Source organism: Mesorhizobium sp. CA12, from assembly GCF_020165255.1.
GTDB lineage: Bacteria > Pseudomonadota > Alphaproteobacteria > Rhizobiales > Rhizobiaceae > Mesorhizobium.
In genome coordinates this window covers 18,909-40,741 of record NZ_JAIUHT010000016.1, presented here as the reverse complement: position 1 = coordinate 40,741, position 21,833 = coordinate 18,909, and the positions used below count along the sequence as shown (strand labels likewise).

Genomic DNA, 21,833 nt, shown 5'->3' with positions numbered 1-21,833 from the left:
ACGCGCTTCAAGTCATTGTCTTGGCAAGTCGGGACCCAAAAACGCCGGAGCGCTTGCGGCGACATGCACCGGAACCGCTGCCATAGGTGATTTCCATGACGGATTGACGAAGCTTTCGTGGGTTTTCGAAGGCAAGTCCAGCACGGAGCTCGTTAGCCGACGATTTTTCCGGGCTGGACCAACGGCTTTGCCGGCGTGCCGATCAGGCCTTGATCAGCCATTCATGCTCGGCCGCGTTGTGGAATTTCCACGTCCGCTTCGGTCCGGCCATGACGTTGAGGTAATAAAGATCGTAGCCGTGGCAGGCCGCGCAGGGATGATAGCCCTTGGGCACCAGCACGACATCGCCGTCCTCGATCGCCATCGCCTCGTCCAGCTCGCGCACGCCGTTGCGGTCGGCATCGGTGTAGACGCGTTGGAAGGCAAAGCCCTGCGGCGGGTTGAGCCGGTGGTAATAGGTCTCCTCGAGATAGGACTCGGCCGGCAGATTGTCCTGGTCGTGCTTGTGCGGCGGGTAGCTCGACGTGTGGCCGCCGGGCGTAATCACCTCGACCACCAGCAGCGAATCAGCCGGCTTGCCCTCGGGCAGGATGTTGGTGACGTAGCGCGTGTTGGTGCCCTTGCCGCGCACCTCCTGGCCGAGATCGTCAGGTCCGATGACGCGCACCGGCAGGCCGCCGCTTAAGCCGGGCGCCGAGCAGACGGCGAGTTCCAGCTCGGTATCGGCGGTCACCGACCAGTCGGCGCCTTGCGGCACATAGACCGACCACGGCTTGCCTTCGAAGGGCGACATGCGCTCGCCGAGCAGGCCGAGATCCTTGCCGCCGGCCGACGCTTTGCCCTTGCCGGTGACGAACACCAGGCAGACCTCGCGCTCGCCGGTTTTGCCGGACACCGTCTCGCCCGGACGAAGCCGATGCAGGTCGAAACCGACATAGGTCCAGCCGGCGCTTTGCGGCGTGACGTGAGCGACATGGCCGTGGCCCTTGTCGGGCTTGACGAGCAGTTTCGACATTTTTGTCTCTCCTATTCCGTTGGCCTTCGTTGGTTGCGGATCAAGGATCTTGCCGGCTGACAGAACCAGCACAACCTTCGAGATTGGCCGAGGCCTCCAAACTTCGTCATTCTAGGGCGAAGCAGGAGCGCAGCTCCGTCGCGGAGACCCTAGAATCCATGCCGGTTACCTCAATCGAAGGGCGCTGCGGAGCAGAATTCTGTACCGCAGCGGCTGCTTCGAAGTCACGGAATGGATCCTAGGGTCTGCGCTACGTCGCTGCGCTCCTTGCTTCGCCCGTGGATGACGAAGCGAGGGGCGTTTCGGCTAATCGCCAACGCATGCGATCCGCCATGCACGCAGTATCCGATCCGTAGACGCTTCTGAGCCATGGATTAGTCACTCCTTCGGTCCGGGTTCGGCCTTGTTCTCCTCAATCGGCTTATAGAGGTAGAAAAACTGCCACACGGCATAGCCGGCGAAGCCCAGCGCGATGACGCCCCAGAACGGCGTGCCGGACGCGAATTCGATCACCGACCAGACCAGGCAGACCGCGACGACCGCGATACGGCGCCACAGCGGCCGGAAGAAGGGATGCTCATAGTCTTTCATCGCGCCAATCCAGGATTTGCCCAAAGCACAACGGATAAACCGGGCGCCCCGACTAATCCACTGCTCAGGCCGGAAAACCCTGCGTCTCGACCGTATAGCCGGCGGCCGTCATCACCCGCATAAGTTCCTTGTGGCCGACCTGGGCCATCTTGAGCGGCGGGTTCTTCTTCGGATCCTGCTCGGCCTCGACCACGAACCAGCCTTCATAGCCATGATCGGCGAACCGCTGGACAATCGCCCCGAAGTCGAGTGAGCCGTCGCCCGGCACGGTGAAGGCGCCGAGCGCCACGGCGTCGAGGAAGGACTGTTTCGTGCGGTCGAGCCTGTCGATCACGCCCATGCGAACATCCTTCACATGGACGTGGTTGATGCGCTTGTGGTGATTGTCAATGGCGCGCAGCACGTCGCCGCCGGCAAAGGCGAGATGGCCGGCATCGAGCAGCAGCGGAATGCCTTCGCCGGAGTTGCGCATGAAGGCGTCGAGCTCCGGCTCGGTCTCGACCACCGCCGCCATGTGGTGATGGTAGGAGAGCGGCATGCCTTGCTCAGCGCACCACTCGCCGAACTCGGTGACGCGCCGGCCGTAAGCCTTCATCTCGTCATCCGAAAGTTTCGGCTTGGTGGCCAGAGGCTTGGAGCGGTCGCCCTGAATGGACCGGCCGACCTCCCCATAGACGATGCAGGGCGCATCGACCGCCTTGAACAGGTCGATCATCGGCTGGATGCGGTCCTTGTTCCGGGAGATGTCCTCGTTGACAAGCGTGCCTGAGAACCAGCCGCCGCAAAGCGTGACGTCGGCCTCCTTCAGGATCGGCAGCATCACCTTCGGATCGTTGGGGAAGCGGCGGCCCATCTCCATACCGGTGAAGCCGGCCGAGCGCGACTGGCGCAAACATTCCTCCAGCGACACATCATCGCTCAATTCCACGAGATCGTCATTCCACCATGCGATGGGGGACATGCCCAGTTTGGCTTTCAAGTCGTCACTCCAATGTCGGTTCGTTGCGAGCCGGTTCAGCCCTGACGGCTGCCCACGGCTTCCTCGTATTTCTTGCGCGCGGCATTGACTTCGCGTCGCGACGAGACTTCCGGCACGGCGACATCCCACCAATGGCCGCCCGCCTCGGTCGAGACCAGCGGGTCGGTGTCGATGACCAGCACCGTCGTCTTGTCGTTCTTCTTCGCCTTGGCCAGTCCCGTCTCCAGCTCGGCGATCGACGCTACCTTCTCGGCCACGGCACCTAAGCTTGCCGCGTGCGCGGCGAAGTCGACGTCAGGCATCACCTCGTGGCGGGCGTCCTTCAAGAGGTTGTTGAAGTTGGCGCCGCCGGTCGCCATCTGCAGCCGGTTGATGCAGCCATAGCCGCGATTGTCGAGCAAAACGATGGTGAGCTTCAGGCCAAGCATCACCGAAGTGGCGATCTCGGAATTGAGCATCAGATAGGAGCCGTCGCCGACCATGACGACCACCTCCTGGTCGGGCTTCGCCATCTTGACGCCGAGCCCGCCGGCGATCTCGTAGCCCATGGTCGAGAAGCCGTATTCGGCATGGTAGGAGCCCGGCGCGCCGGCCTGCCAGAGCTTGTGCAATTCGCCGGGCAGACCGCCCGCGGCATGCAGCAGCGTGACGCCCGAGCCCATGGCGCGCTGCACGGCGCCGATCACTTGCGCATCGGACGGATAGGCGGCGTTGGTCGACGCCGTCACCTTGGCGGCGGCGGCCTGCCACTCCGTCTTGCCATTCAATGCATTGTCGGTCCAAACGGCCGGCGCTTTCCAGCCCTTCAGCGCGGCGGACAGCTCGGCAAGCCCTTCGGCCGCGTCGGCGACCAGCGGCAGTGCCCAATGCTTGCCGGCGTCGAAACCTTGCGTGTTCAGGCCGATGATGGTGCGGCCGGCATTCTTGAACAGCGCCCAGGAGCCGGTGGTGAAATCCTGCAGCCTGGTGCCGACCGCAAGCACGACATCGGCCTCCTCCGCCAGCCGGTTGGCGGCCGACGTGCCGGTGACGCCGACCGCCGCCATGTTGAGCGGATGGTCGTCGGGCAACGAGGATTTGCCGCCCTGGGTCTCGCAGACCGGAATGCCAGCGCCCTGCACCAGCTTGGCGAGCTCGTCCGAAGCTTGCGAATACAGCACCCCGCCACCCGCGATCACCAGCGGCTTCCTGGCGCCCTTCAGCGCCGCGACGGCTGCCGCCAGCTCGTTGCGGTCCGGGCGCAGCCGGCGCGGTGTCCAGACGCGCTCGGCAAACAGGCTTTCGGGATAATCATAGGCCTCCGCCTGCACGTCCTGGCAGAGCGACAGCGTCACCGGGCCGCATTCGGCCGGATCGGTCAGCACCTGCATGGCGCGATTGAGTGCCGGGATGATCTGCTCCGGCCGCGTGATGCGGTCGAAATAGCGCGATACCGGGCGGAAGCAGTCATTGACGGTAGCGGTGCCGTCGGAGAAATCCTCGGCCTGCTGCAGCACCGGGTCCGGCAGGCGGTTGGCGAAGACATCGCCCGGCAAAAACAGGACGGGCAACCGGTTTACATGCGCGAGTGCGGCCGCCGTCACCATGTTGAGCGCGCCGGGACCGATCGAGCTGGTCGCGGCCATGAAGCGGCGGCGGAAATTCGCCTTGCCATAGGCGATCGCCGCGTGAGCCATCGCCTGCTCGTTATGGGCGCGGAAGGTCGGCAGCTCGTCGCGGACCTGGTAGAGCGCCTCGCCGATGCCGGCGACATTGCCATGGCCGAAGATGGCCCAGACGCCGCCGAAGATCGGCACCTTCTTCCCGTCGATCTCGGTCATTTGCCGGCTGAGGAAGCGGGTCAGCGCCTGCGCCATCGTCAGGCGGATTGTCTTGCTCATGATGTCTCCTCCGCAGTCCTTCAGCGGTCTTGTTATGCGGCTTTGCGGCCGCGCGCGGCAAGCCATGCCTCGGTCAACTGCTCGAAGCGCGCGGCCATGTCGGCGATCGCCTCGTCATCCGACATCCTGCCGGCCAGCCATTGTTCGGCGGCGTTGACAAAGATGGTGCGGCCGACGGCAAATCCCTTGACGATCGGCGCATTGGCGGTGGCGGCAAACGCCGCGACCAGCTCGTCCTGCGGCGCTTCCAGCCCGAGCAGCACCACGCCACGGCACCAAGGATCGTTCCTGACGATCACCTGTTCGATTTTCGCCCAGGCGCCTGCGGAAGCCTGCGGCTCGAGCTTCCACCAGTCCGGCTTGACGCCCAGCGCATAGAGCTCTTCAAGCGCGCGCGGAATGGTGGTGTCGTCGAGCTTGCCATGCTTGCCGGCGATGATCTCGACCAGCAGCTCGCGGCCGACCTTCCGCGCCGCCTCGAACAGCGCGCGCAGCTTCTGCTGCTGCTCAACTTTGAGCGCCTCCGGGTCGTCCGGGTGATAGAAGCACAGGCATTTGATGCAATGCTCGACCGGCCATTCGGTGAGCTGCGAGCCGATATCCTGCGAAAACTCGAAACGCAGCGGCCGCGACCCGGGCAATTCGACCGGGCGGCCGAGCCAGGCGAAGGAATGACGGGCGAATTCGAACATGGCGTCGCGGCCATATTTTTCGTCGATCAGCATGCCGTAGCCATCGCGGCCGGCGGCGACCTTTGCCGCCGCCTTGACGGTGAGCACCTTGAAGTCGGGGATGCGCGAAACGTCGGCCCCGACCTTGGCGGCAACGTCTTCAAGCTGGACGCGATGGTCGCAGGCTAAAGCCATCAGCGAGGGGATGTCGCGCCGCCGCGTCGTTGCCCAGTGGACGTGGTTGATCGCCTCGTCTTTGCGCAGCGCCAGATGCTTGCTGCCGTGCTTCAAAAAGAACTGCAGTTCCTCGAAGGTCGGATATTCCGGCGCGCAGAGCAGGCGCGAGACGGCGAAGGCGCCGCAGGCGTTGGCCCAGGTCGCGGCGGTGGCAAAGCTCTCGCCGCCGAGCCAGCCGCGCAGGAAGCCCGACATGAAGGCGTCGCCGGCGCCGAGCACATTGTAGATCTCGATCGGAAAACCCTTGCCGACGATGCCGTCCTCGAGATCGTCGCTGATCGGGCCGTCATAGACGATGCAGCCCTTGGCGCCGCGCTTGAGCACGATGGTGGCCGGCGACAGCGCGCGGATCGTCTTCAGCGCGCTCAGGCAATCGTCGGCGCCGGAAGCGATCATGATCTCTTCCTCGGTGCCGACGATGAGATCGCAATCCGGCAGCACGGTCTTGAGCTGCGCCGAGACGCGGTCCGACTTCACGTAGCGCTCGAAGCCCTCGGCATGGCCGGCAAGGCCCCAAAGGTTCGGGCGATAGTCGATGTCGAACACAACCTTGCCACCACGGGCCTTCATCAGGCGGATGGCCTTGCGCTGGGCGGCATCGGAATTCGGCCGCGAGAAATGCGTGCCGGTGACGACCACCGAGCGCGCCGAGGCGACGAACGCCTCGTCGATATCCTCCTCGGCCAGCGCCATGTCGGCGCAGTCCGAACGATAAAAGATCATCGGCGAGACGCCTTCGCTCTCGACCGAAAGCAGCACCAGCGCCGTCAGCCTCTCCTTGTCGGTCTTCAGCCCGTCGACTGAGACGCCCTCGCGCCGAAGCTGCTCGCGGATGAAACGGCCCATCTGCTCGTCGCCGACGCGCGTCAGCAGCGCCGAGCGCAGGCCGAGCCTTGCCGTGCCGACCGAAATATTGGCCGGGCAGCCGCCGACCGACTTGGCGAAAGAGGTGATGTCCTCCAGCCGCGAGCCGATCTGCTGGCCGTAGAGATCGACCGAGGCGCGGCCGATGGTGATGACGTCGAGCGGCGGGTATCTCCCTTCCACGGCTTCGCCCATTCGAACCTCCCATCGGCCTTGTTGTGCAGAGCAGCGTTTGTTTTGGACAGCGCGCGCCGGCGACGGCGTGGCGTCGTCAATATGAAATATTAATTCCAATCTATAGTCAATATGGAATGAGCATTCCCGAGCCGAAAAGCGCTCGTCTGGGAGGCTCAGCCCTTGCGTCGGCGCCCAGCTTCTCGGCGCTTCTCGCCAACGGCGACGGTCAGCGCCATGGCCAGCGCCATCGTCGCCGAGATCGAGCGGAAGCCGCCGAAATCGGCCTCGGCGACCTCGAACCAGACCTTGGCGAATTGCGCCAGCGGCGAGAAGGACGAGTCAGTGATCGCCACGATCGGCACGCCCTGCTCGGCGATCGAGCGCGTCTCCTCGATGGTCGCCGGCGCGTAAGGCGAGAAGCTGATGGCGATGACGGCGTCGCGCGGCGTGGCGAAGCCGATCATCTCGGCGTTCAGCCCCGCGGCCGATTCCACCAGCTGGTTGCGGATCTTGAGCTTGCCCAGCGCATAGGCGATGTAGGACGCCACCGGATAGGAGCGGCGCTTGGCCAGCACATAGATCGTCTCGGCCTTAGCCAGGAGCGCCACCGCCTCCTCGAAATGGGCATCGTTGAGCGAGCGTGAGATGTCGCCCAGCGAGGTGCTGGCGGCGGCGACGAAGCCGTCGAAGATCGCCCGATGCCCGCGGCCTTCCTCGGCCTTGGCGCGCAACGCCGCCAGCCGCTCGTCATAGGAGGAGTTGCGCTCGCGCAGACGCTCGCGGAAAACCTGCTGCAGGCTGGTGAAGCCGTCGAAGCCGAGCTGCTGGGCAAAACGGATCAGCGTCGAGGGCTGCACGCCGGCCGAGGCGGCGATGCTCGCCGCCGTGCCGAAGGCGATGTCGTCGGGATTGTCGAGCGCATAGGCGGCGATCTGCGCGATGCGCTTGGGCAGGCTCGCGCGCCTGTCCAGGATCCTCGCGCGCAGCGTTTCGAAATCGCGAGGCACCCGTTCGTCCATCGTCGCTCCGCCCACGCTCATAAGGTTTTTCCCTCTCCTGCCTCATCATAGCGAGTTCGCGCAAGAACACCATAAAAAATGATTTAGATATTCCATTCTTTATCAAAATAGACTAATTCATCCACGCATACTTTCCTTTATCCTGGAGACAATCGACATGGTCGGAGTGGGCCTCATCGGCACTGGCTTCATGGGCAAGTGCCACGCCATCGCCTGGAACGCGGTGGGCACCGTCTTTCCCGATGTCGACAAGCCGAAACTGGTGCATCTGGGCGAGGTGAATGACGAGCTTGCCAAACGCAAAGCTGCCGAGTTCGGCTTCGCAAAAGGCTCCGGCGACTGGCGCGCCGTGGTCGAGGATCCGGACGTCGAGATCGTCTCGCTGACCACGCCGAACCAGTTCCACCCGGAAATGGCGATCGCCGTCCTCGAAGCCGGCAAGCATCTGTGGTGCGAGAAGCCGATGGCGCCGAGTTTCGCCGAGGCCGAGGCGATGGCGAAGGCCGCGAAGAAATCCGGCAAGGTCGCCGTGCTCGGCTACAACTACATCCAGAACCCCGCCATCCGCCATATCGGCGCGCTGCTCGAGGAAAAGATCATCGGCGACGTCAATCTCGTGCGCATCGAGATGGACGAGGATTTCATGGCCGACCCGGAAGCGCTGTTCTTCTGGAAACACGAGGCTTCGTCCGGCTATGGCGCGCTCGACGATTTCGCCGTGCATCCGCTGTCGCTGATCAAGGCGCTGTTCGGCCGCGTCTCGCGCGTCATGTGCGACATGGTCAAACCCTATGCCGATCGCAGGACCGCTTCCGGCGCCCGCCGCGCGGTCGAGACCTATGACATCGCCAGCGTCTTGATGCATCTCGAGAACGGCGTTGCCGGCTCGCTGCTGGTCAACCGCTCGGCCTGGGGCCGCAAGGGCCGCATCGCCATCCAGATCTTCGGCTCGAAGGGCTCGATCCTCTACGACCAGGAGCGGATGAACGAGTTCCAGCTCTACCTCACCGCCGACCGGCCGACCGAGCAGGGCTACCGCACTATCCTGGTGGCGCCGCACCACAAGCCCTACGATTCCTTCCTGCCGGCGCCCGGCCACGGCCTCGGCTTCAACGACCTCAAGATGATCGAATGCCGCGAGCTCCTGATGCGCATCGCCGGCAAGCCGGCCCGCATCATCGACTTCGACGAGGGGCTGGAGATCGAGCGCACCGTGCACGCCATGGCGCGCTCCTTCCAGGAGCAGCGCTGGGTCGATGTGAGATGATCGAGCCGAGCGCTGGGGGCCAGTATGGCGGCCGACGGCGGTCGGCCAATGCAAAATCGGATCTGAGCATCAGGCCAGGTTGATGGCGACGTTGCGCAGCAGCGCCACGGATTTGCGCATGCCTTCCATTGGTGACAGCATCATGTCCTCGTGCTCGATCGACAGCACGTCGTCGTAGCCGGCCTGCTTCAGCGCCGTGCAGAACTGCCGCCACCAGGTCTCGCCGTGGCCGTAGCCCAGCGTGATGTAATTCCAGGCCCTTTCGGCATAATGATTTGGCGGGCGCGCATCGAGCACGCCGTCGATGGCCGCCGGTATCGGCTCGATGCGTGTGTCCTTGGCGTGGACATAGTAGATCGCCGAGCCAAGCTTGCGCACGGCGGCGATGGGATCGGCCCCCATCCATATCGGATGGCTCGGATCGTAGTTCGCGCCGACGGTCTCGCCGACCGCATCGCGCAGCCGGAACAGCGTCTGGACATTGTACACGGCCTGATGGCCGTGCAGCTCCAGGCAAAGCTTCCTGATGCCCAGCTTGTTCGCAAATTCGACGAGATCGCGCCAATACGGGATGATGCAATCGTCCCACTGGTAGCGCTGGATGTCGGCGCATTCGGGCGGCCAGTCGGTGATGATCCAGTTGGGGTTGGCATCGCCCGGGCCTCCTGGCAGCCCCGACATCATCACCACCCGGTCGATGCCCAGGAGGCACGCCAGCCGGATCGTGTCCTCGGTCACTTGGCGATGCTGCTTGCCCTGCGGCCCCGGGTGCAGCGGATTGCCCGAGCAGTTGAGCGCCGCGATCGTCAGCCCGTGGTCGCGAACCTTGGCGACGAATTCGGTTCGGGTCGTCTTGCTGTCCAGCATGGCGGCCAGATCGATGTGCGGCGCCGACGACCAGTTGCCGCAGGCGAACTCCAGCGTCTCCAGTCCGAGATCGGCCGAGGCGCGCAGCATCTCGTCGAAGGACAGGTTGCCGAGGCTGTCGGTGATCATGCCAATCTTCATTTCGGAAACTCACGCTTATTTCGGACCATCCGCTCACAGCTCTACGGGTTCGAACCTGCCGGACCGGGCCGACGCTAGCGCTGCCTCGCAGAGGATCATGGCCTTGCGCCCATCGCTGGCCGTGACTGCCGGACTCCTGCCCGTCTCGACGCAGGTGATGAAGTGATCGATCTCGGCGGCGTAGGATTCCGCATAGCGTTCGACGAAGAAGTAGTAGGGCTTGTCGCGCGATATACCTTTGCCGCCGTACATTTCCACAGAGGTCGGCAGCCGGTTGCCGGCCTGCAGCATGCCGTCGGCGCCGTGCACCTCGATGCGCTGGTCATAGCCATAGGCGGCCCTGACGCTGTTGTTGATATGACACTGCCGGCCGGATGCCGTTCGCAGGATGAACATCGCCGTGTCGTAATCGCCGAGCTTCCTGTATTGCGGCGCAACAAGCGAGGAGCCGGTCGCGAAGAGCTCTACAGGCTCTTCGCCAAGCATGTTCCGCGCCATGTCGAAATCGTGGATGGTCATCTCGCGAAAGACGCCGCCGCCCCCGGCCAGCGCTTCCTCGGTCTCCGGTTCGGGATCGCGGCTGGTGATGATGACCTGCTCGACGGCGCCGATCTCGCCGCCATCGAGGCGCTCCTTCAGCGCCCGGAAGCTCGGATCGAAGCGGCGGTTGAAGCCGATCTGGAAAGGCACGCCGGCTTTCGCGACAGCGGCCAGGCATTCATCCGTGCGCTTCAGGTCGAGGTCGATCGGTTTCTCGCAGAAGATCGCCTTGCCATGCGCGGCGGCCGCCATGGCAAGCTCCGCGTGCGTGCGCGTGGCCGAAGCGATGAACACCATTTTCACTGCCGGATCGTTCATAACGGTCTCGGTGTCCACGATCTCGGCGCCGGTTACGGCGGCGACCTTCTCGGCCGCCTCGCGATTGGGATCGACGACGTAGCGCAGGCGCACCTTCGGGTGGCGCGCGAGATTGCTCGCATGCACGCGGCCGATCAGCCCCACCCCGAACAGACAAACATCCATCATGCGTTCGACTTTCTCATCAGGCCGCTCCAGCGCTGCCCGCCGGTTCGTGTATCCGAGCGGCAATCATTTCACCGCGCCCATAGTCAGCCCGCGTACCAGATGCCGCTGCACCAGAAGTGCGAAGAAGACGATCGGCAACGCGCCGATGACGCCGGCAGCCGCCATCGAGGCCCAGTCGGTATCGATGCGCCCGATGAGTGTGGCGGTGCCGCGCGGCATGGTCATCGCCCGCGGCGTCGCGGTCAGCGCTAGCGCAAAAAGGAATTCGTTGAAGGTGACCAGCACGGCGAAGATCGCGGTGGCCGCGAGCCCTGGCGCCGCCAATGGCAGCGTGATGCGGCGGAAGGCGCCGAAGCGTGAATCGCCGTCCACCATGGCCGCCTCCTCGAGATCGACGGGGATCTCGCGGAAGAAGCTCTCCATCATCCAGACGCAGAAGGTGACGTTGAAGGCGGTGTAGGTGGCGATCAGTCCGAGCCAGCTGTCGAGCAGCCCGAGGCTCAGCATCAAGAGATAGACGGGTATCAGGATCACCACCGGCGGGATGATGCGCAGTGTCAGGAGGAAGAGCCCGATCTTGCGCTCCGCGGCGAACGGCAGGCGGAACCTCGCTATCGCGTAGGCGCCCGTCGCGCCGAAGACCAGCGCTATCGCGACCGAGAAGAAGGTCACCACCACCGAGTTCGTCAGGTAGGAGCCGAACTGCTTTTCGGTGAACAGTCTGACGTAATTGTCGAGCGTCGGCACATGCGGATAGAGGGTGCCTTCCTGCGTGATCTCGCGGTTGGACTTGAGCGAGGTGGACACCAGCCAGTAGATCGGCAGCAGCACCACTGCCAGCACGAAAATGGTGGTGAGGATGCGCGCCAGGCGGGTGCTCATGACGCGTCGATCCTGCGCAGGAGCCTGATGGCGCTGAAGGCCAGCGCGAGCACGACGAGGCCGATCGTCACGAACAGCGCCGCCGCGTATCCGGTCTGCTGGAATTTGAAAGCGGTGTCATAGCCATAGATCGAGATCAGCCTCGTCGCTTCGCCCGGCCCGCCCCGGGTCAGCACGAAAACCTGGTCGAAGGTGCCGAAGGCATCGATGGTGCGGAGCACGATGGCGACCGCCAGCACCGGCCGCATCATCGGGAAGGTGAGATCGGCGAAGACGCGCCAGGACCCGGCGCCGTCGACGCGCGCCGCCTCGAACGGCTCGTGCGGCAGCGACTGCAGGCCGGCGAGCAGGATGAGGAACATCAGCGGCGTCCACTCCCAGACGTCGAGCACGACAAGGCCGATGAAGGCATTGAGCGGGTTTCCGAGGATCTGGACCCCGCCGCCGCCCATGGCCTCTGAGAGCGCCGTCAGCATGCCGGCGTCGCTGGCGTAGATCAGCCTGAACAGGATGGCGACGACGACCGGCGTGATCACCATGGGAATGATCAGCACCGTCCTGAGCAGCCGAATGCCGCGGAATTCGTGCAGGCAGAACAAGGCAAGCGCGAAGCCCAGCACTGCCTCGATCGAAACCGACAGCGCCACGAACTTGACGGTGACCCACAGCGAATTCAGGAACTGCGCGTCGCTCCAAAGCTGCACATAGTTCCGGAAGCCGACATGGGAGACCGGCGAGCCGTAGCGGTAAGCCCTGGTGCTGGCGCGCAGCCCGTCCCAGAGCGGATAGACAAGCACGCCGAGCACGATCGTCAGGCCCGGCGCCAGCATGAGATAGGGGAGGGCGAGGTCGAGCCCCGCCCCCTGCAGGCGATATTTGCGTGCCTGCATGCCGGTTTGCATCAGTAGTACCCGGCCGTGGTCAGATAGTCCTTGACCTGCTTGGCCGCCGTGTCCAGGGCCGCACCGCCGCCGGAGCCGGCCTGCAAAGCCTTGTTGAGCTCGATGCCGAGCAGTTCCTCGACCTTCGCCCAGTCCGGCGTGCGCGGCCGCGGCAGCGCGCCGGCGTCGAGTTGCTGCAGGGCGACCGGTATCAGTCGGTTGCCGGGCTTGGCGATGCCGAAGGCGCTGCGCTTGACCGGGATCGAGCCCGCCTCCGAGAGCTTGGCCTGTGTTTCGGCGCTGACATACCACTTCAGGAACTCGATCGAATTCGCCTTGTTGGGCGCCGATTTCGGCACGCCGGCTATGAAGATGCCCATCTGGGCGACCGCCTTTTCCTGCTTCGGCACAACGCCGAAATCGAGCTTGCCGGCGACCTTGGTCTGCGCCGGGTCGTCGGCCTTCAACGCGTTGCCCGAATACTGGATGATAGCGCCGGCATCGCCGCCGAGGATTGCCGCGCCCTCCTGGTCGGAGTCGAACTCGACCACACCGCTTGGCGCGTTCTGCTTCATCGTGCCGACAAAGAAATCGGCCGAGGCCTTGCCTTCGGCCGAATTGAAGATCGGGTTCCACTTGTCGTCGAAGAACGAGCCGCCGAACGACAGGAAGACCGGATACCAGCTGGTGACGATCGGGTTGCCGGAAACGCCGCGGAAGACGACCGGGTATTTGATCTTGCCGGCCGCGACGCCTTCCTTGCCCTTGGCGATCACCTCGTCCCAGGTCTTGGGCGCACCGCCGGTGAAGACGTCGTTGCGATAGGTCAGCGTCTGCAGGTCACCGACGAAGGGCACGCAGATCAACGTCGGCTTGGCGTTCTCGAAGCCCTTGACGCGCGGCCCCTTCTGCGGCGGCCAATAGCCCATGTCGATCATCGCGCCGATCCAGTCCTTGTCCGACCCATCGATGCCTCCGGCGCCAAGGTCCTCGAGCACGTTGGCGGCGCCGAACTGCGGCACCCATGGGTCATCGAGCAGGTAAAGGTCATACTGGCCGGCGCCGCTCTGGGCGTCGGCGAACCACTTCTCGAGCGTCACCCCGTATTCGTCCTCGAGGAACTGGATGTCGAAGCCCTGCTCCTTGGCCAGCGGGATGATCTTTTCCTTGAACGGCGTCAGGCCGCCATCGGCGAAGGCGCCGATGATCACCTTCTTTCCGGCGGCGCGGGCAGGCATCGGCAGGCCAAGCGTGGTGAGGGCGGTGGTCGCCAAAGCCAGGCCAAGCCCACCCTTGATGACGGAGCGGCGAGTAAGTCTGCTGGAATGCATCATGTCACTCTCCCATTGTTGTTGACCCTGTGGACGGCTGTCAGGCCGTCCGAATTGAAGAAACAGGCGTTCGCCGGGTCGAAGGCGACGCCGATGCTTTCACCCACCACGCCCCTGAAATCGCGGCCGGCCCGGACCTGGACGTTGCCGCCTTCGAGGCGGACATTGACCAGCGTCTCGTTGCCCATCGGTTCGACGACGTAGATTTCGCCAGGCAGGGCATCGGGCGTGCCGACGCCGGCAGCGCTGCAGTCCTCCGGCCGGAGGCCGATTTCGGCGACGGAGGCGGCGCGGCAGGCAGCAAGCCGCGCGGCGTCCAGTGGGACGACCTTGCCGGCCACGATGACGCCTTGCTCGCAAAGCGCTGCCGGCAGAATGTTCATCGGCGGGTTGCCGACGAAGGTGGCGACGAAGCGGTTTGCCGGGCGGTCGTATATCTCGATGGGCGGCGCCATCTGCTGCAGCTCGCCGCCCTGCATGACGGCGACGAAGTCGGCCATCGTCAGGGCTTCGACCTGGTCGTGGGTGACATAGATGGTGGTGGCGCTGAGGCGCTGGCAGAGCCGCTTGATCTCGCCGCGCATGGTGAGCCGCAGTCTTGCGTCGAGATTGGACAGCGGCTCGTCCATCAGGAAGGCCGCCGGGTCGCGCACGATGGCGCGGGCCAGCGCGACGCGCTGGCGTTGTCCGCCCGAGAGCTGGCGCGGACGGCGGTCGAGCAGGTGGCCGATCTCGAGCACGGCGGCGACCTCGCCGATCTTGGCCTTTCGCCCGGCTTCGGGCGTGCCGCGTATCCACAGCGGATAGCCGATATTTTCGGCGACCGTCATCTGCGGATAAAGCGCGTAGCTCTGGAAGACCATGGCGATGTCGCGGTCGCGCGGCTGCAGCCGGGTGACGTCGCGTTCGCCGATAAAGACCTTGCCGGCGGTCGGCATGTCGAGCCCAGCCAGGATGCGCAGCGCCGTCGTCTTGCCGCAGCCCGACGGGCCGAGCAGGGCGAGGAATTTGTGGTCCGGCACCGCAAGGTCAAGCGATCGCAGCACGTTGAGCGCGCCGAAGCTCTTGACCACCTTCTGGTACAGAACCGAACTCATCTGCCTCCCCGGCGCCCCATGCTTTCTTCAGGCCTTGCGCTCGTGGACGTAGAAGCCCGCGCCCTCGGCCAGCCTCTTCAGATTCCGATACCCCATCGTCGCGTAGGTCAAGGGATGCGCCTTGGCCGGGTCCTGCTCGGCCTCGACCACCAGCCAGCCGGAATAACCGTGGTCGGCCAGGATCTTTAAGAGCGTCGGATAGTCGATCGCGCCGTCGCCCGGCACGGTGAAGATGCCGTCCATCACCGCGCCCATGAAGCTCATGTCGGCCTCACGCGCCTTCTTTAAGATGGCCGGGCGCACATCCTTGCAATGGACATGCACGACGCGCTCCACGTGCCGGCGCAGCAACTGCTCCGGGTCGCCGCCCGAAAAGGCGCAGTGCCCGGTATCGTAAAGCAGGCTGACCGCCTCGCCGGTGGTATGCATCAGCCTGTCAATCTCCGCGTCGGTCTCGACGATCGTGCCCATGTGATGGTGGAAGGCCATGCCGACGCCAAAATCGGAAAAACGCTCGGCGAGCCGGGTGATCTTGGCGCCATAGGCCTTCCATTCCCCGTCCATCAGCTTCGGCCGCTGCGAGATCGGGTCGTGGATCGCGCCATGCCGGCCGCGCGAGGTGTCGGCATAGACGACGCGCCTGGCGCCGAGGTCGCGAAGCAGCGTCAGATGCGGCCGAATCGCCTCGAACTCCTCGTCCACTTCCTTTTCGCAGATGCGCCCGTCATACCAGCCGGAGACCAGCGCCAGCCCGTAATGGTCGAGGATGGGCCTCAGCGCACGGCTCTCGCGCGGGAACTTGCCGCCAAGCTCGGTGCCGGCATAGCCGGCCTCCGCGGTCTCGCTGAGGCAGGTCTCGAGCGGCGTGTCACCACCCAGTTCCGGCACGTCGTCATTGGTCCAGGTGATCGGGTTGATGCCAAGTCGAACTGTCGTCATTGCTCGCTTTCCGCCCCGCAGCCATGATGGCTGCGGGGTGTCCTGTCTCGGGAGGAGATGGCTGCGGTTGCCGGCGGCGGGGCGAAACCCTGCCGTTTCGTTCGGCAAGACGCCCTCCCAGCGCCGCGCCTCAGATGTTTTGTCGGCGTCTTACCCCAACGTCATTGAGCGAAGTCTACGCCGCTCTGTCTCCATCGCGAGGGCCAGTTTTCTGGAAAATAAAGGAACCAGTTTGTGCGGAGAGGCGGGTGTGGCAGGATGGGTAGATGGGCTACCTCGAAATCATTGATCGTCGGCGCGAGGCCCCCCTCTCTGGCCTGCCGGCCATCTCCCCCTCAAGGGGGGAGATCGGATGTCGCGCCGGCTTTCGCCAATCGCCGACGCCGCAAAGAAAAGCGAGGCGCCTGAACTGCCAATCTCCCCCCTTGAGGGGGAGATGTCCGGCAGGACAGAGAGGGGGGCGAAGGAACTCGACCTTGCAGCACAAGCGTGTCGCGGCACGCCATTGCCATTGCATCCATGGGTGGGGATAAACGATGCGCTCCCACCCCAAGCCCCAGGTCTTCCCGCTCGACATGCTGGCCGTGAACCGCTCGAGCCCCGAGCACCTTTCGCGTCAGCTCTATCACGGCCTCGTCGCCATCATCCGCAATCGCACGCTGGCGCCAGGCTCGGAGCTTCCTTCCACCCGCTCGTTGGCCGCCGAGCTCGGCCTTGGCCGCAACACCATCGTCGCCGCATATGACCAGCTCGTCACCGAAGGCTATCTCGCCAATCGCCAAGGCGCCCGTCCGGTCATCGTCGACCTGCCCGAAGGCCCGCGCGAGACACCGGCCGAGGAGCCGCCCGTGCCGCTGCGCCAGCCCTCGCTGCGCGGCCAGCAGCTGCTGAGCCAGCCCTATCATCACGGCAGGCCGGGGCATGTCGCCTTCCACCCCGGCATGCCGGATGCGCAGAGCTTTCCCTTCGGCGTCTGGGGCCGGCTGGTCGCGCGCCGCGCCAGCCATGGCGGCGAGACGCTGTTCGGCACCTATGACGTCACCGGCCACCCGGCGCTGAAGGGCGCAATCGCCGGCTACCTCTATTCCGCGCGCGGCGTGCGCTGCCGGCCGGAGCAGATCGTCATCACCACCGGCGCGCAGGCGGCCTTCGATCTTTTGGCCCGCCTGCTGCTCGACCCCGAGGACACGGTGTGGATGGAGGAGCCCGGCTATTACGGCGCAAAGGCCGCGTTCACCGTGGCCGGCGCAAGGATCCTGCCGATTGCGGTCGACCAGGAGCGCGGGTGGCGCCTCGATGCTCCAACCTTCTCGCCCCGTCTCATCTATGTGACGCCGGCCTGCCAGCATCCGCTCGGCATCACCATGCGCATGGAGGAGCGGCTGCGCCTGCTCGACATCGCCGAGACCGCGAACGCCTGGGTGATCGAGGACGATTTCGACGGCGAATACCGCTTTCAAGGGAGGCCCGTGCCGGCGATCCAGAGCATGGACCGTTCCGGCCGCGTCATCTATGTCGGCACCTTCGCCAAGCTTTTGTTCCCGGCGCTGCGCCTCGGCTTCATGGTGCTTCCGCCGGAGCTTGCCGGCCGCATCGTCAACGCGCTTTCCACCACCGGTCAGTTCGCGCCGCTGCTGCTGCAGGCCGCCTTGGCCGACTTCATCACCGAAGGCCATATGAGCCGGCATCTGAAGCGCATGCGCCGCATCTACGCCCAGCGCCGCCAGCTTTTTCGCGACATCGTGACCGAGCGCCTGCGCGATGAGATCACGCTGTCCCCCGCCGAAGCCGGCATCCAGGTGGTGGGCTATCTCAAGGATGGCATCGACGACATCAAGGTCAGCCAGGCCGCAGCAAAAAGGGCGATCAACGTCTCGCCGCTGTCGAAATATTTCCAGAACACGGCCCCGACGCAAGGCCTGGTGCTGGGCTATGCGGCGTGTGATGCCGCGCAGACGCGGGACGGGGTGGAGCGGCTGGCGCAGGCGATCCGCGAGACGCTGGGGTGAGGGTTTCGCGGCGCCGGTAAATGGCGCACCCGACGTCCTGCTTGGCTAGGTCGCACGAGGCGGCAAGCCTGCCGAGGAACAATGGCCTCTTCGCGGTCGCTCAACCAAAAAGGTGCATGGAGTGCCGCCGCCGCATTGATTGAATCAATTATCCCGATATACAAGCTGATTTCGGGTGCAAATCGCATAGGCTGGCAATCCATTGAGTCGCAATTTTCTGGTGATCGACCCTGAGGAGGGCATGGCCGTCCTTAAGGGCCTTGCCTCTTCGGCGCGCATTTCCATGCTGAGGCTGCTGCATGAGAAGGGGCCGATGAATGTCAACGAAATAGCCTCCGTGCTGTCGCTGCCGCAGTCGACGGTCTCGACCAATATCCAGGTGCTTGAGGATGCGGGCCTGATCCGCACCGAGAACCAGAAGGCGAAGAAAGGCAGCCAGAAGATCTGCTATCCGACCGCCGAGGAAGTGCTCGTGGTCTTCAAGAGCGAGTATCGCGCGGTCAAGAACGACGCGATCGAAGTATCGATGCCGATCGGGCTTTACACCGGATTCGAGGTCACCGCGCCCTGCGGTCTCTGTTCGCCGGACGGGATCATCGGTCTGCTCGATGTGCCCAACACTTTCCTGGATCCGGACCGTATGAAGGCCGGTTTGTTGTGGTTCACGCGCGGCTTTGTCGAATATCAGTTCCCCAACAATGCCAAGCTCGCCAATACCGAGATTACCGAGCTCGAGCTGGTGGTGGAACTGTCCTCGGAAGTGCCGGGCACCAGCGCCGACTGGCCCTCCGACATCACGCTGACGATCAATGGCGTCGACGTCGGCACCTGGACGTCACCCGGCGATTTCGGCGACAAGCGCGGCGTTTTCACGCCCTCCTGGTGGAAGCTCAAGGGCTCGCAATATGGCAAGCTGAAGAACTGGCGGGTTTCCGCTGACGGAACCTATGTCGACGGTGTCAGGATTTCCGAGACCAGCCTCGCCGCCCTCGACCTCAAGGGCCATCATTCGATCCGGGTTCGTATCGGCGTCAAGGATGACGCCGAGCGCCCCGGCGGAATCAATATTTTCGGCAAGGGATTTGGAAATTACGATCAGGACATTCTGCTGAGGATCAAAACCGGTTGATATCATCAAATCGGGTCTCAAAAATAGTGCAATAATTTCAAACATTTGGCAGCATTTGCGGCTGAGGCTGCCGGTCAATTGTCAGACTTTTGGCGGTTTTTCGCTTGACGAACGGATGCTGTTCCCTTTGATATCTAATAAGGTGATTTAAATCATCATTTATGATATTATCGGAGGGAATGCATGAAGGCGGCCGTTACGGCGCATCCGCGTTATATCGTCTCGAAGATCGATCCCAGGCTCTATGGGTCCTTCATCGAGCATCTTGGGCGGGCGGTCTATACCGGCATTTATGAGCCCGGCCATGCGACGGCGGATGACAACGGCATGCGTCGCGACGTCATCGATCTCGTCAGGGAGCTCAGAGTTCCGATCGTCCGCTATCCTGGCGGCAATTTCGTATCCGCTTACAATTGGGAAGATGGCGTCGGCCCTAAGGAAGGGCGCCCGGTGCGCCTCGACCTTGCCTGGCACACGTCGGAAAGCAATGAAGTCGGCCTGCATGAATTTGCCGACTGGTGCGCCTCGGCGAACACCGAGATGATGCTTGCCGTCAATCTCGGCTCGCGTGGGCTCGATGAAGCCCGCAACCTTCTGGAATACGCCAATCATCCCGGCGGCAGCGAGTGGAGCGACAAGCGCATCGCCAACGGCCGCAAGGAGCCCTTTGACGTCAAGCTCTGGTGTCTTGGCAACGAGATGGACGGCCCTTGGCAGATCGGCCACAAGACCGCCGACGAGTATGGCCGCCTGGCCCACGAGACCGCCAAGGCGATGCGTGCCTTCTCCAAGTCGCTCGAGCTCGTGGTCTGCGGCTCGTCGAATGCCAAGATGCCGACATACCCGGAATGGGAAGCGACCGTTCTCGATCATACTTACAACGAGGTGGATTACATCTCGCTGCACATGTATTTCGACAATGAAGCCAACGACGCGCCGAACTATCTAGCCATGAGCGAGAAGCTCGACGCCTACATCGTCTCGGTCGCCGGCGTCATCGATTATATCAAGGCCAAGAAGCGCTCCAAGAAGCAGGTCTACATCTCGTTCGACGAATGGAACGTCTGGTACCATTCCAAGGAGCAGGACAAGAAGATCCTTGGCGGCAATGAGGGTTGGCCCTTCGCCCCGCCATTGCTCGAAGACATCTACAATTTCGAGGACGTGCTGCAGGTCGGCCTGATCCTCAACACCTTCATCCGTCGTTCCGACGTGGTCAAGATCGCGTGCCTGGCGCAACTGGTCAACGTCATCGCGCCGATCATGACCGTTCCCAACGGCCCGGCATGGCGTCAGACGATCTTCTATCCTTATCTCTATGCCTCGATCTACGGCCGTGGCAATGCGCTGGATCTGAAGGTGGAAAGCCCGACCTACAGTTCCACGGTCGCCGGCGATGTTTCCTATGTCGATGTCGCCGGCGTGCATGACACGGAAACCGGACATGTCACCTTCTTTGCCATCAATCGCCATTCGAGCCAGGAAATCGAAACCGCGATCGACATAGCGGGCTTCGGCGCGGCTGAGATCGTCGACCATCAGCTGATGACGCACGCGGATCTGAAAGCCGTCAATTCGGCACAGAACCCAAGCAATGTCAGTCCCAGGAAGGGGACCGGCGCGTCGCTGGTGGGCGGCAAGTTGAGCCTGCCGCTGCCGCCCTATTCCTACCAGATGGTCCGCCTGAAGCTCTGACTTCAGGCGCATCGTCGTGCATGGGCTGAGGAGGAGCCTCGACGTGACGGCCGATATCGAGATCAGGAATGTGAGCAAGCATTTCGGCGCCATGACGGTGCTGGATGATCTGTCTCTCTCCATCAAGGCACGCGAATTCATCGTGTTTCTCGGGCCCTCCGGCTGCGGGAAATCGACGCTTCTGCGCATGATCGCGGGCCTTGAGACTGTAGATACCGGCGAGATAGCCATCAACAACGAACGTATCGATCATCTGCCGCCGGGCAAGCGCGGCATTGCCATGGTGTTCCAGTCCTATGCGCTTTATCCGCATATGAGCGTGCGCGACAACATGGCATTCGGGCTTGAGAATATCGGCATGCCGCGCGACCTCATCGACGCGCGCATAAAGGAGAGCGCCCGCATCCTCGAGATGGAGCACCTGCTCGAGCGCAAGCCGGGCCAGCTCTCCGGCGGCCAGCGGCAGCGCGTCGCCATCGGCCGAGCGATCGTCAAGGAGCCGAAGGCCTTCCTGTTCGACGAGCCGCTCTCCAATCTCGATGCGGCATTGCGGACCCGTACCCGCATCGAACTTGCCCAACTGCACCAGCGCCTGCAATCGACGATGATCTTCGTCACCCACGACCAGGTTGAGGCGATGACGCTCGCCGACCGCATTGTCGTCATGAATAATCGCAAGATCGAGCAGATCGGCTCTCCCATGGAGATCTACGACCGCCCCGCGACCAAATTCGTCGCAGGCTTCGTCGGCGCGCCGGCAATGAATTTTGTCGAGGCGACGCTCGACAGGTCGAGCCGGAATGCCACGGCCAGGTTTGCGGACGGCATATCGGTTCAGACCGAGATTGCTTCCGGCCAGACGATCGATGGCAAATACACTTTCGGCATCCGTTCGGAAGACGTGCGCATCGCTCCCGCCGGGCAGGGCAATGCCGATGGCGTGGTCGATGTGCTTGAGCGGCTCGGCGATCGCACCTTGGTCTACGCCCGGCTTGGCGACGGCCAGCAGATCGTCGGCTCGGATGCTGGCAACAGCCGCGTTGCGGTCGGCGACAAGGTCGGGCTCGCCTTCGACGGCCGGAAATCGCATCTGTTCGGCGAGACCGGTCGCGCCTGGCACGCGAGGGAGGTCTGAC

18 protein-coding genes are annotated in these 21,833 nt (G+C 63.8%); 5 read left to right on the top strand and 13 right to left on the bottom strand.

Annotated elements, in window-relative coordinates; all coding sequences use genetic code 11:
* Positions 1-202 precede the first annotated feature (202 nt).
* From iolB to LB520_RS23195, 6 genes are all read right to left on the bottom strand, one after another.
* Complete coding sequence (iolB, locus tag LB520_RS23220) at positions 203-1,015, bottom strand: 5-deoxy-glucuronate isomerase (RefSeq protein ID WP_224639520.1); 813 nt, start codon at positions 1,013-1,015, stop codon at positions 203-205.
* A gap of 378 nt (positions 1,016-1,393) precedes the next feature.
* Positions 1,394-1,606, bottom strand: coding sequence for a DUF3329 domain-containing protein (locus tag LB520_RS23215; protein ID WP_095768043.1), 213 nt, complete (start codon positions 1,604-1,606; stop codon positions 1,394-1,396).
* A gap of 64 nt (positions 1,607-1,670) precedes the next feature.
* On the bottom strand, positions 1,671-2,585 hold the full coding sequence (iolE, locus tag LB520_RS23210; protein ID WP_224639519.1) for a myo-inosose-2 dehydratase: 915 nt from the start codon (positions 2,583-2,585) through the stop codon (positions 1,671-1,673).
* Between the two features lie 35 nt (positions 2,586-2,620).
* Positions 2,621-4,465, bottom strand: coding sequence for a 3D-(3,5/4)-trihydroxycyclohexane-1,2-dione acylhydrolase (decyclizing) (gene iolD / locus LB520_RS23205; protein WP_224639518.1), 1,845 nt, complete (start codon positions 4,463-4,465; stop codon positions 2,621-2,623).
* Positions 4,466-4,497: 32 nt separating this feature from the next.
* Positions 4,498-6,432, bottom strand: coding sequence for a bifunctional 5-dehydro-2-deoxygluconokinase/5-dehydro-2-deoxyphosphogluconate aldolase (locus LB520_RS23200; protein ID WP_224639517.1), 1,935 nt, complete (start codon positions 6,430-6,432; stop codon positions 4,498-4,500).
* A gap of 155 nt (positions 6,433-6,587) precedes the next feature.
* Positions 6,588-7,433: a MurR/RpiR family transcriptional regulator gene (locus LB520_RS23195; RefSeq protein WP_224639579.1), complete on the bottom strand. Its 846-nt coding sequence runs from the start codon at positions 7,431-7,433 to the stop codon at positions 6,588-6,590.
* Between the two features lie 157 nt (positions 7,434-7,590).
* Between LB520_RS23195 and LB520_RS23190 the strand changes: the two genes are divergently transcribed.
* Positions 7,591-8,700, top strand: coding sequence for a Gfo/Idh/MocA family protein (locus tag LB520_RS23190; protein WP_224639516.1), 1,110 nt, complete (start codon positions 7,591-7,593; stop codon positions 8,698-8,700).
* 69 nt (positions 8,701-8,769) lie between these two features.
* On the opposite strand, the gene LB520_RS23185 is transcribed toward LB520_RS23190, so the two are convergent.
* From LB520_RS23185 to iolE (LB520_RS23155), 7 genes are all read right to left on the bottom strand, one after another.
* Positions 8,770-9,696 (bottom strand): sugar phosphate isomerase/epimerase family protein, encoded by a 927-nt coding sequence (locus LB520_RS23185; RefSeq protein ID WP_224639515.1) that lies wholly within the window; start codon positions 9,694-9,696, stop codon positions 8,770-8,772.
* A 45-nt stretch (positions 9,697-9,741) separates the two neighbouring features.
* Complete coding sequence (gene iolG / locus LB520_RS23180; protein WP_224639514.1) at positions 9,742-10,734, bottom strand: inositol 2-dehydrogenase; 993 nt, start codon at positions 10,732-10,734, stop codon at positions 9,742-9,744.
* Positions 10,735-10,797: 63 nt separating this feature from the next.
* Positions 10,798-11,616: a carbohydrate ABC transporter permease gene (locus tag LB520_RS23175; RefSeq protein WP_224639513.1), complete on the bottom strand. Its 819-nt coding sequence runs from the start codon at positions 11,614-11,616 to the stop codon at positions 10,798-10,800.
* Entirely contained in the window at positions 11,613-12,506 is an 894-nt protein-coding gene (locus LB520_RS23170; RefSeq protein ID WP_176477056.1) for a carbohydrate ABC transporter permease, read from the bottom strand. The genes LB520_RS23175 and LB520_RS23170 overlap by 4 nt, the downstream gene beginning before the upstream one ends.
* An 11-nt stretch (positions 12,507-12,517) precedes the next feature.
* Positions 12,518-13,831: an extracellular solute-binding protein gene (locus tag LB520_RS23165; RefSeq protein WP_224639512.1), complete on the bottom strand. Its 1,314-nt coding sequence runs from the start codon at positions 13,829-13,831 to the stop codon at positions 12,518-12,520.
* Positions 13,828-14,925, bottom strand: coding sequence for an ABC transporter ATP-binding protein (locus tag LB520_RS23160; protein WP_224639511.1), 1,098 nt, complete (start codon positions 14,923-14,925; stop codon positions 13,828-13,830). Before LB520_RS23160 ends, LB520_RS23165 begins: the two co-directional genes overlap by 4 nt.
* 27 nt (positions 14,926-14,952) lie before the next feature.
* Positions 14,953-15,864, bottom strand: a complete 912-nt coding sequence (iolE, locus tag LB520_RS23155) for a myo-inosose-2 dehydratase (protein ID WP_224639510.1) — start codon at positions 15,862-15,864, stop codon at positions 14,953-14,955.
* 536 nt (positions 15,865-16,400) lie between these two features.
* Here iolE (LB520_RS23155) and LB520_RS23150 point away from each other — a divergent pair.
* From LB520_RS23150 to LB520_RS23135, 4 genes are all read left to right on the top strand, one after another.
* Positions 16,401-17,873 (top strand): PLP-dependent aminotransferase family protein, encoded by a 1,473-nt coding sequence (locus tag LB520_RS23150; protein ID WP_224639509.1) that lies wholly within the window; start codon positions 16,401-16,403, stop codon positions 17,871-17,873.
* 202 nt (positions 17,874-18,075) lie between these two features.
* Positions 18,076-19,002, top strand: coding sequence for an ArsR/SmtB family transcription factor (locus LB520_RS23145; RefSeq protein ID WP_140545631.1), 927 nt, complete (start codon positions 18,076-18,078; stop codon positions 19,000-19,002).
* 183 nt (positions 19,003-19,185) lie between these two features.
* Complete coding sequence (locus LB520_RS23140; RefSeq protein WP_224639508.1) at positions 19,186-20,697, top strand: alpha-N-arabinofuranosidase; 1,512 nt, start codon at positions 19,186-19,188, stop codon at positions 20,695-20,697.
* A gap of 43 nt (positions 20,698-20,740) precedes the next feature.
* Positions 20,741-21,832, top strand: coding sequence for an ABC transporter ATP-binding protein (locus LB520_RS23135; RefSeq protein WP_224639507.1), 1,092 nt, complete (start codon positions 20,741-20,743; stop codon positions 21,830-21,832).
* The last annotated feature ends 1 nt before the right edge of the window (position 21,833 follow it).

Excerpts from the sequence above, each read along its gene's own strand:
- iolG (WP_224639514.1), bottom strand. The coding sequence starts at position 10,734 with ATGATGGATGTTTGTCTGTTCGGGGTGGGGCTGATCGGCCGCGTGCAT.
- iolB (WP_224639520.1), bottom strand. The coding sequence starts at position 1,015 with ATGTCGAAACTGCTCGTCAAGCCCGACAAGGGCCACGGCCATGTCGCT.
- LB520_RS23170 (WP_176477056.1), bottom strand. The coding sequence starts at position 12,506 with ATGCAGGCACGCAAATATCGCCTGCAGGGGGCGGGGCTCGACCTCGCC.
- iolE (WP_224639510.1), bottom strand. The coding sequence starts at position 15,864 with ATGACGACAGTTCGACTTGGCATCAACCCGATCACCTGGACCAATGAC.
- LB520_RS23185 (WP_224639515.1), bottom strand. The coding sequence starts at position 9,696 with ATGATCACCGACAGCCTCGGCAACCTGTCCTTCGACGAGATGCTGCGC.
- LB520_RS23150 (WP_224639509.1), top strand. The coding sequence starts at position 16,401 with ATGCGCTCCCACCCCAAGCCCCAGGTCTTCCCGCTCGACATGCTGGCC.
- LB520_RS23160 (WP_224639511.1), bottom strand. The coding sequence starts at position 14,925 with ATGAGTTCGGTTCTGTACCAGAAGGTGGTCAAGAGCTTCGGCGCGCTC.
- LB520_RS23215 (WP_095768043.1), bottom strand. The coding sequence starts at position 1,606 with ATGAAAGACTATGAGCATCCCTTCTTCCGGCCGCTGTGGCGCCGTATC.
- LB520_RS23165 (WP_224639512.1), bottom strand. The coding sequence starts at position 13,831 with ATGATGCATTCCAGCAGACTTACTCGCCGCTCCGTCATCAAGGGTGGG.
- LB520_RS23200 (WP_224639517.1), bottom strand. The coding sequence starts at position 6,432 with ATGGGCGAAGCCGTGGAAGGGAGATACCCGCCGCTCGACGTCATCACC.
- LB520_RS23140 (WP_224639508.1), top strand. The coding sequence starts at position 19,186 with ATGAAGGCGGCCGTTACGGCGCATCCGCGTTATATCGTCTCGAAGATC.
- LB520_RS23190 (WP_224639516.1), top strand. The coding sequence starts at position 7,591 with ATGGTCGGAGTGGGCCTCATCGGCACTGGCTTCATGGGCAAGTGCCAC.
- iolD (WP_224639518.1), bottom strand. The coding sequence starts at position 4,465 with ATGAGCAAGACAATCCGCCTGACGATGGCGCAGGCGCTGACCCGCTTC.
- LB520_RS23195 (WP_224639579.1), bottom strand. The coding sequence starts at position 7,433 with ATGGACGAACGGGTGCCTCGCGATTTCGAAACGCTGCGCGCGAGGATC.
- LB520_RS23175 (WP_224639513.1), bottom strand. The coding sequence starts at position 11,616 with ATGAGCACCCGCCTGGCGCGCATCCTCACCACCATTTTCGTGCTGGCA.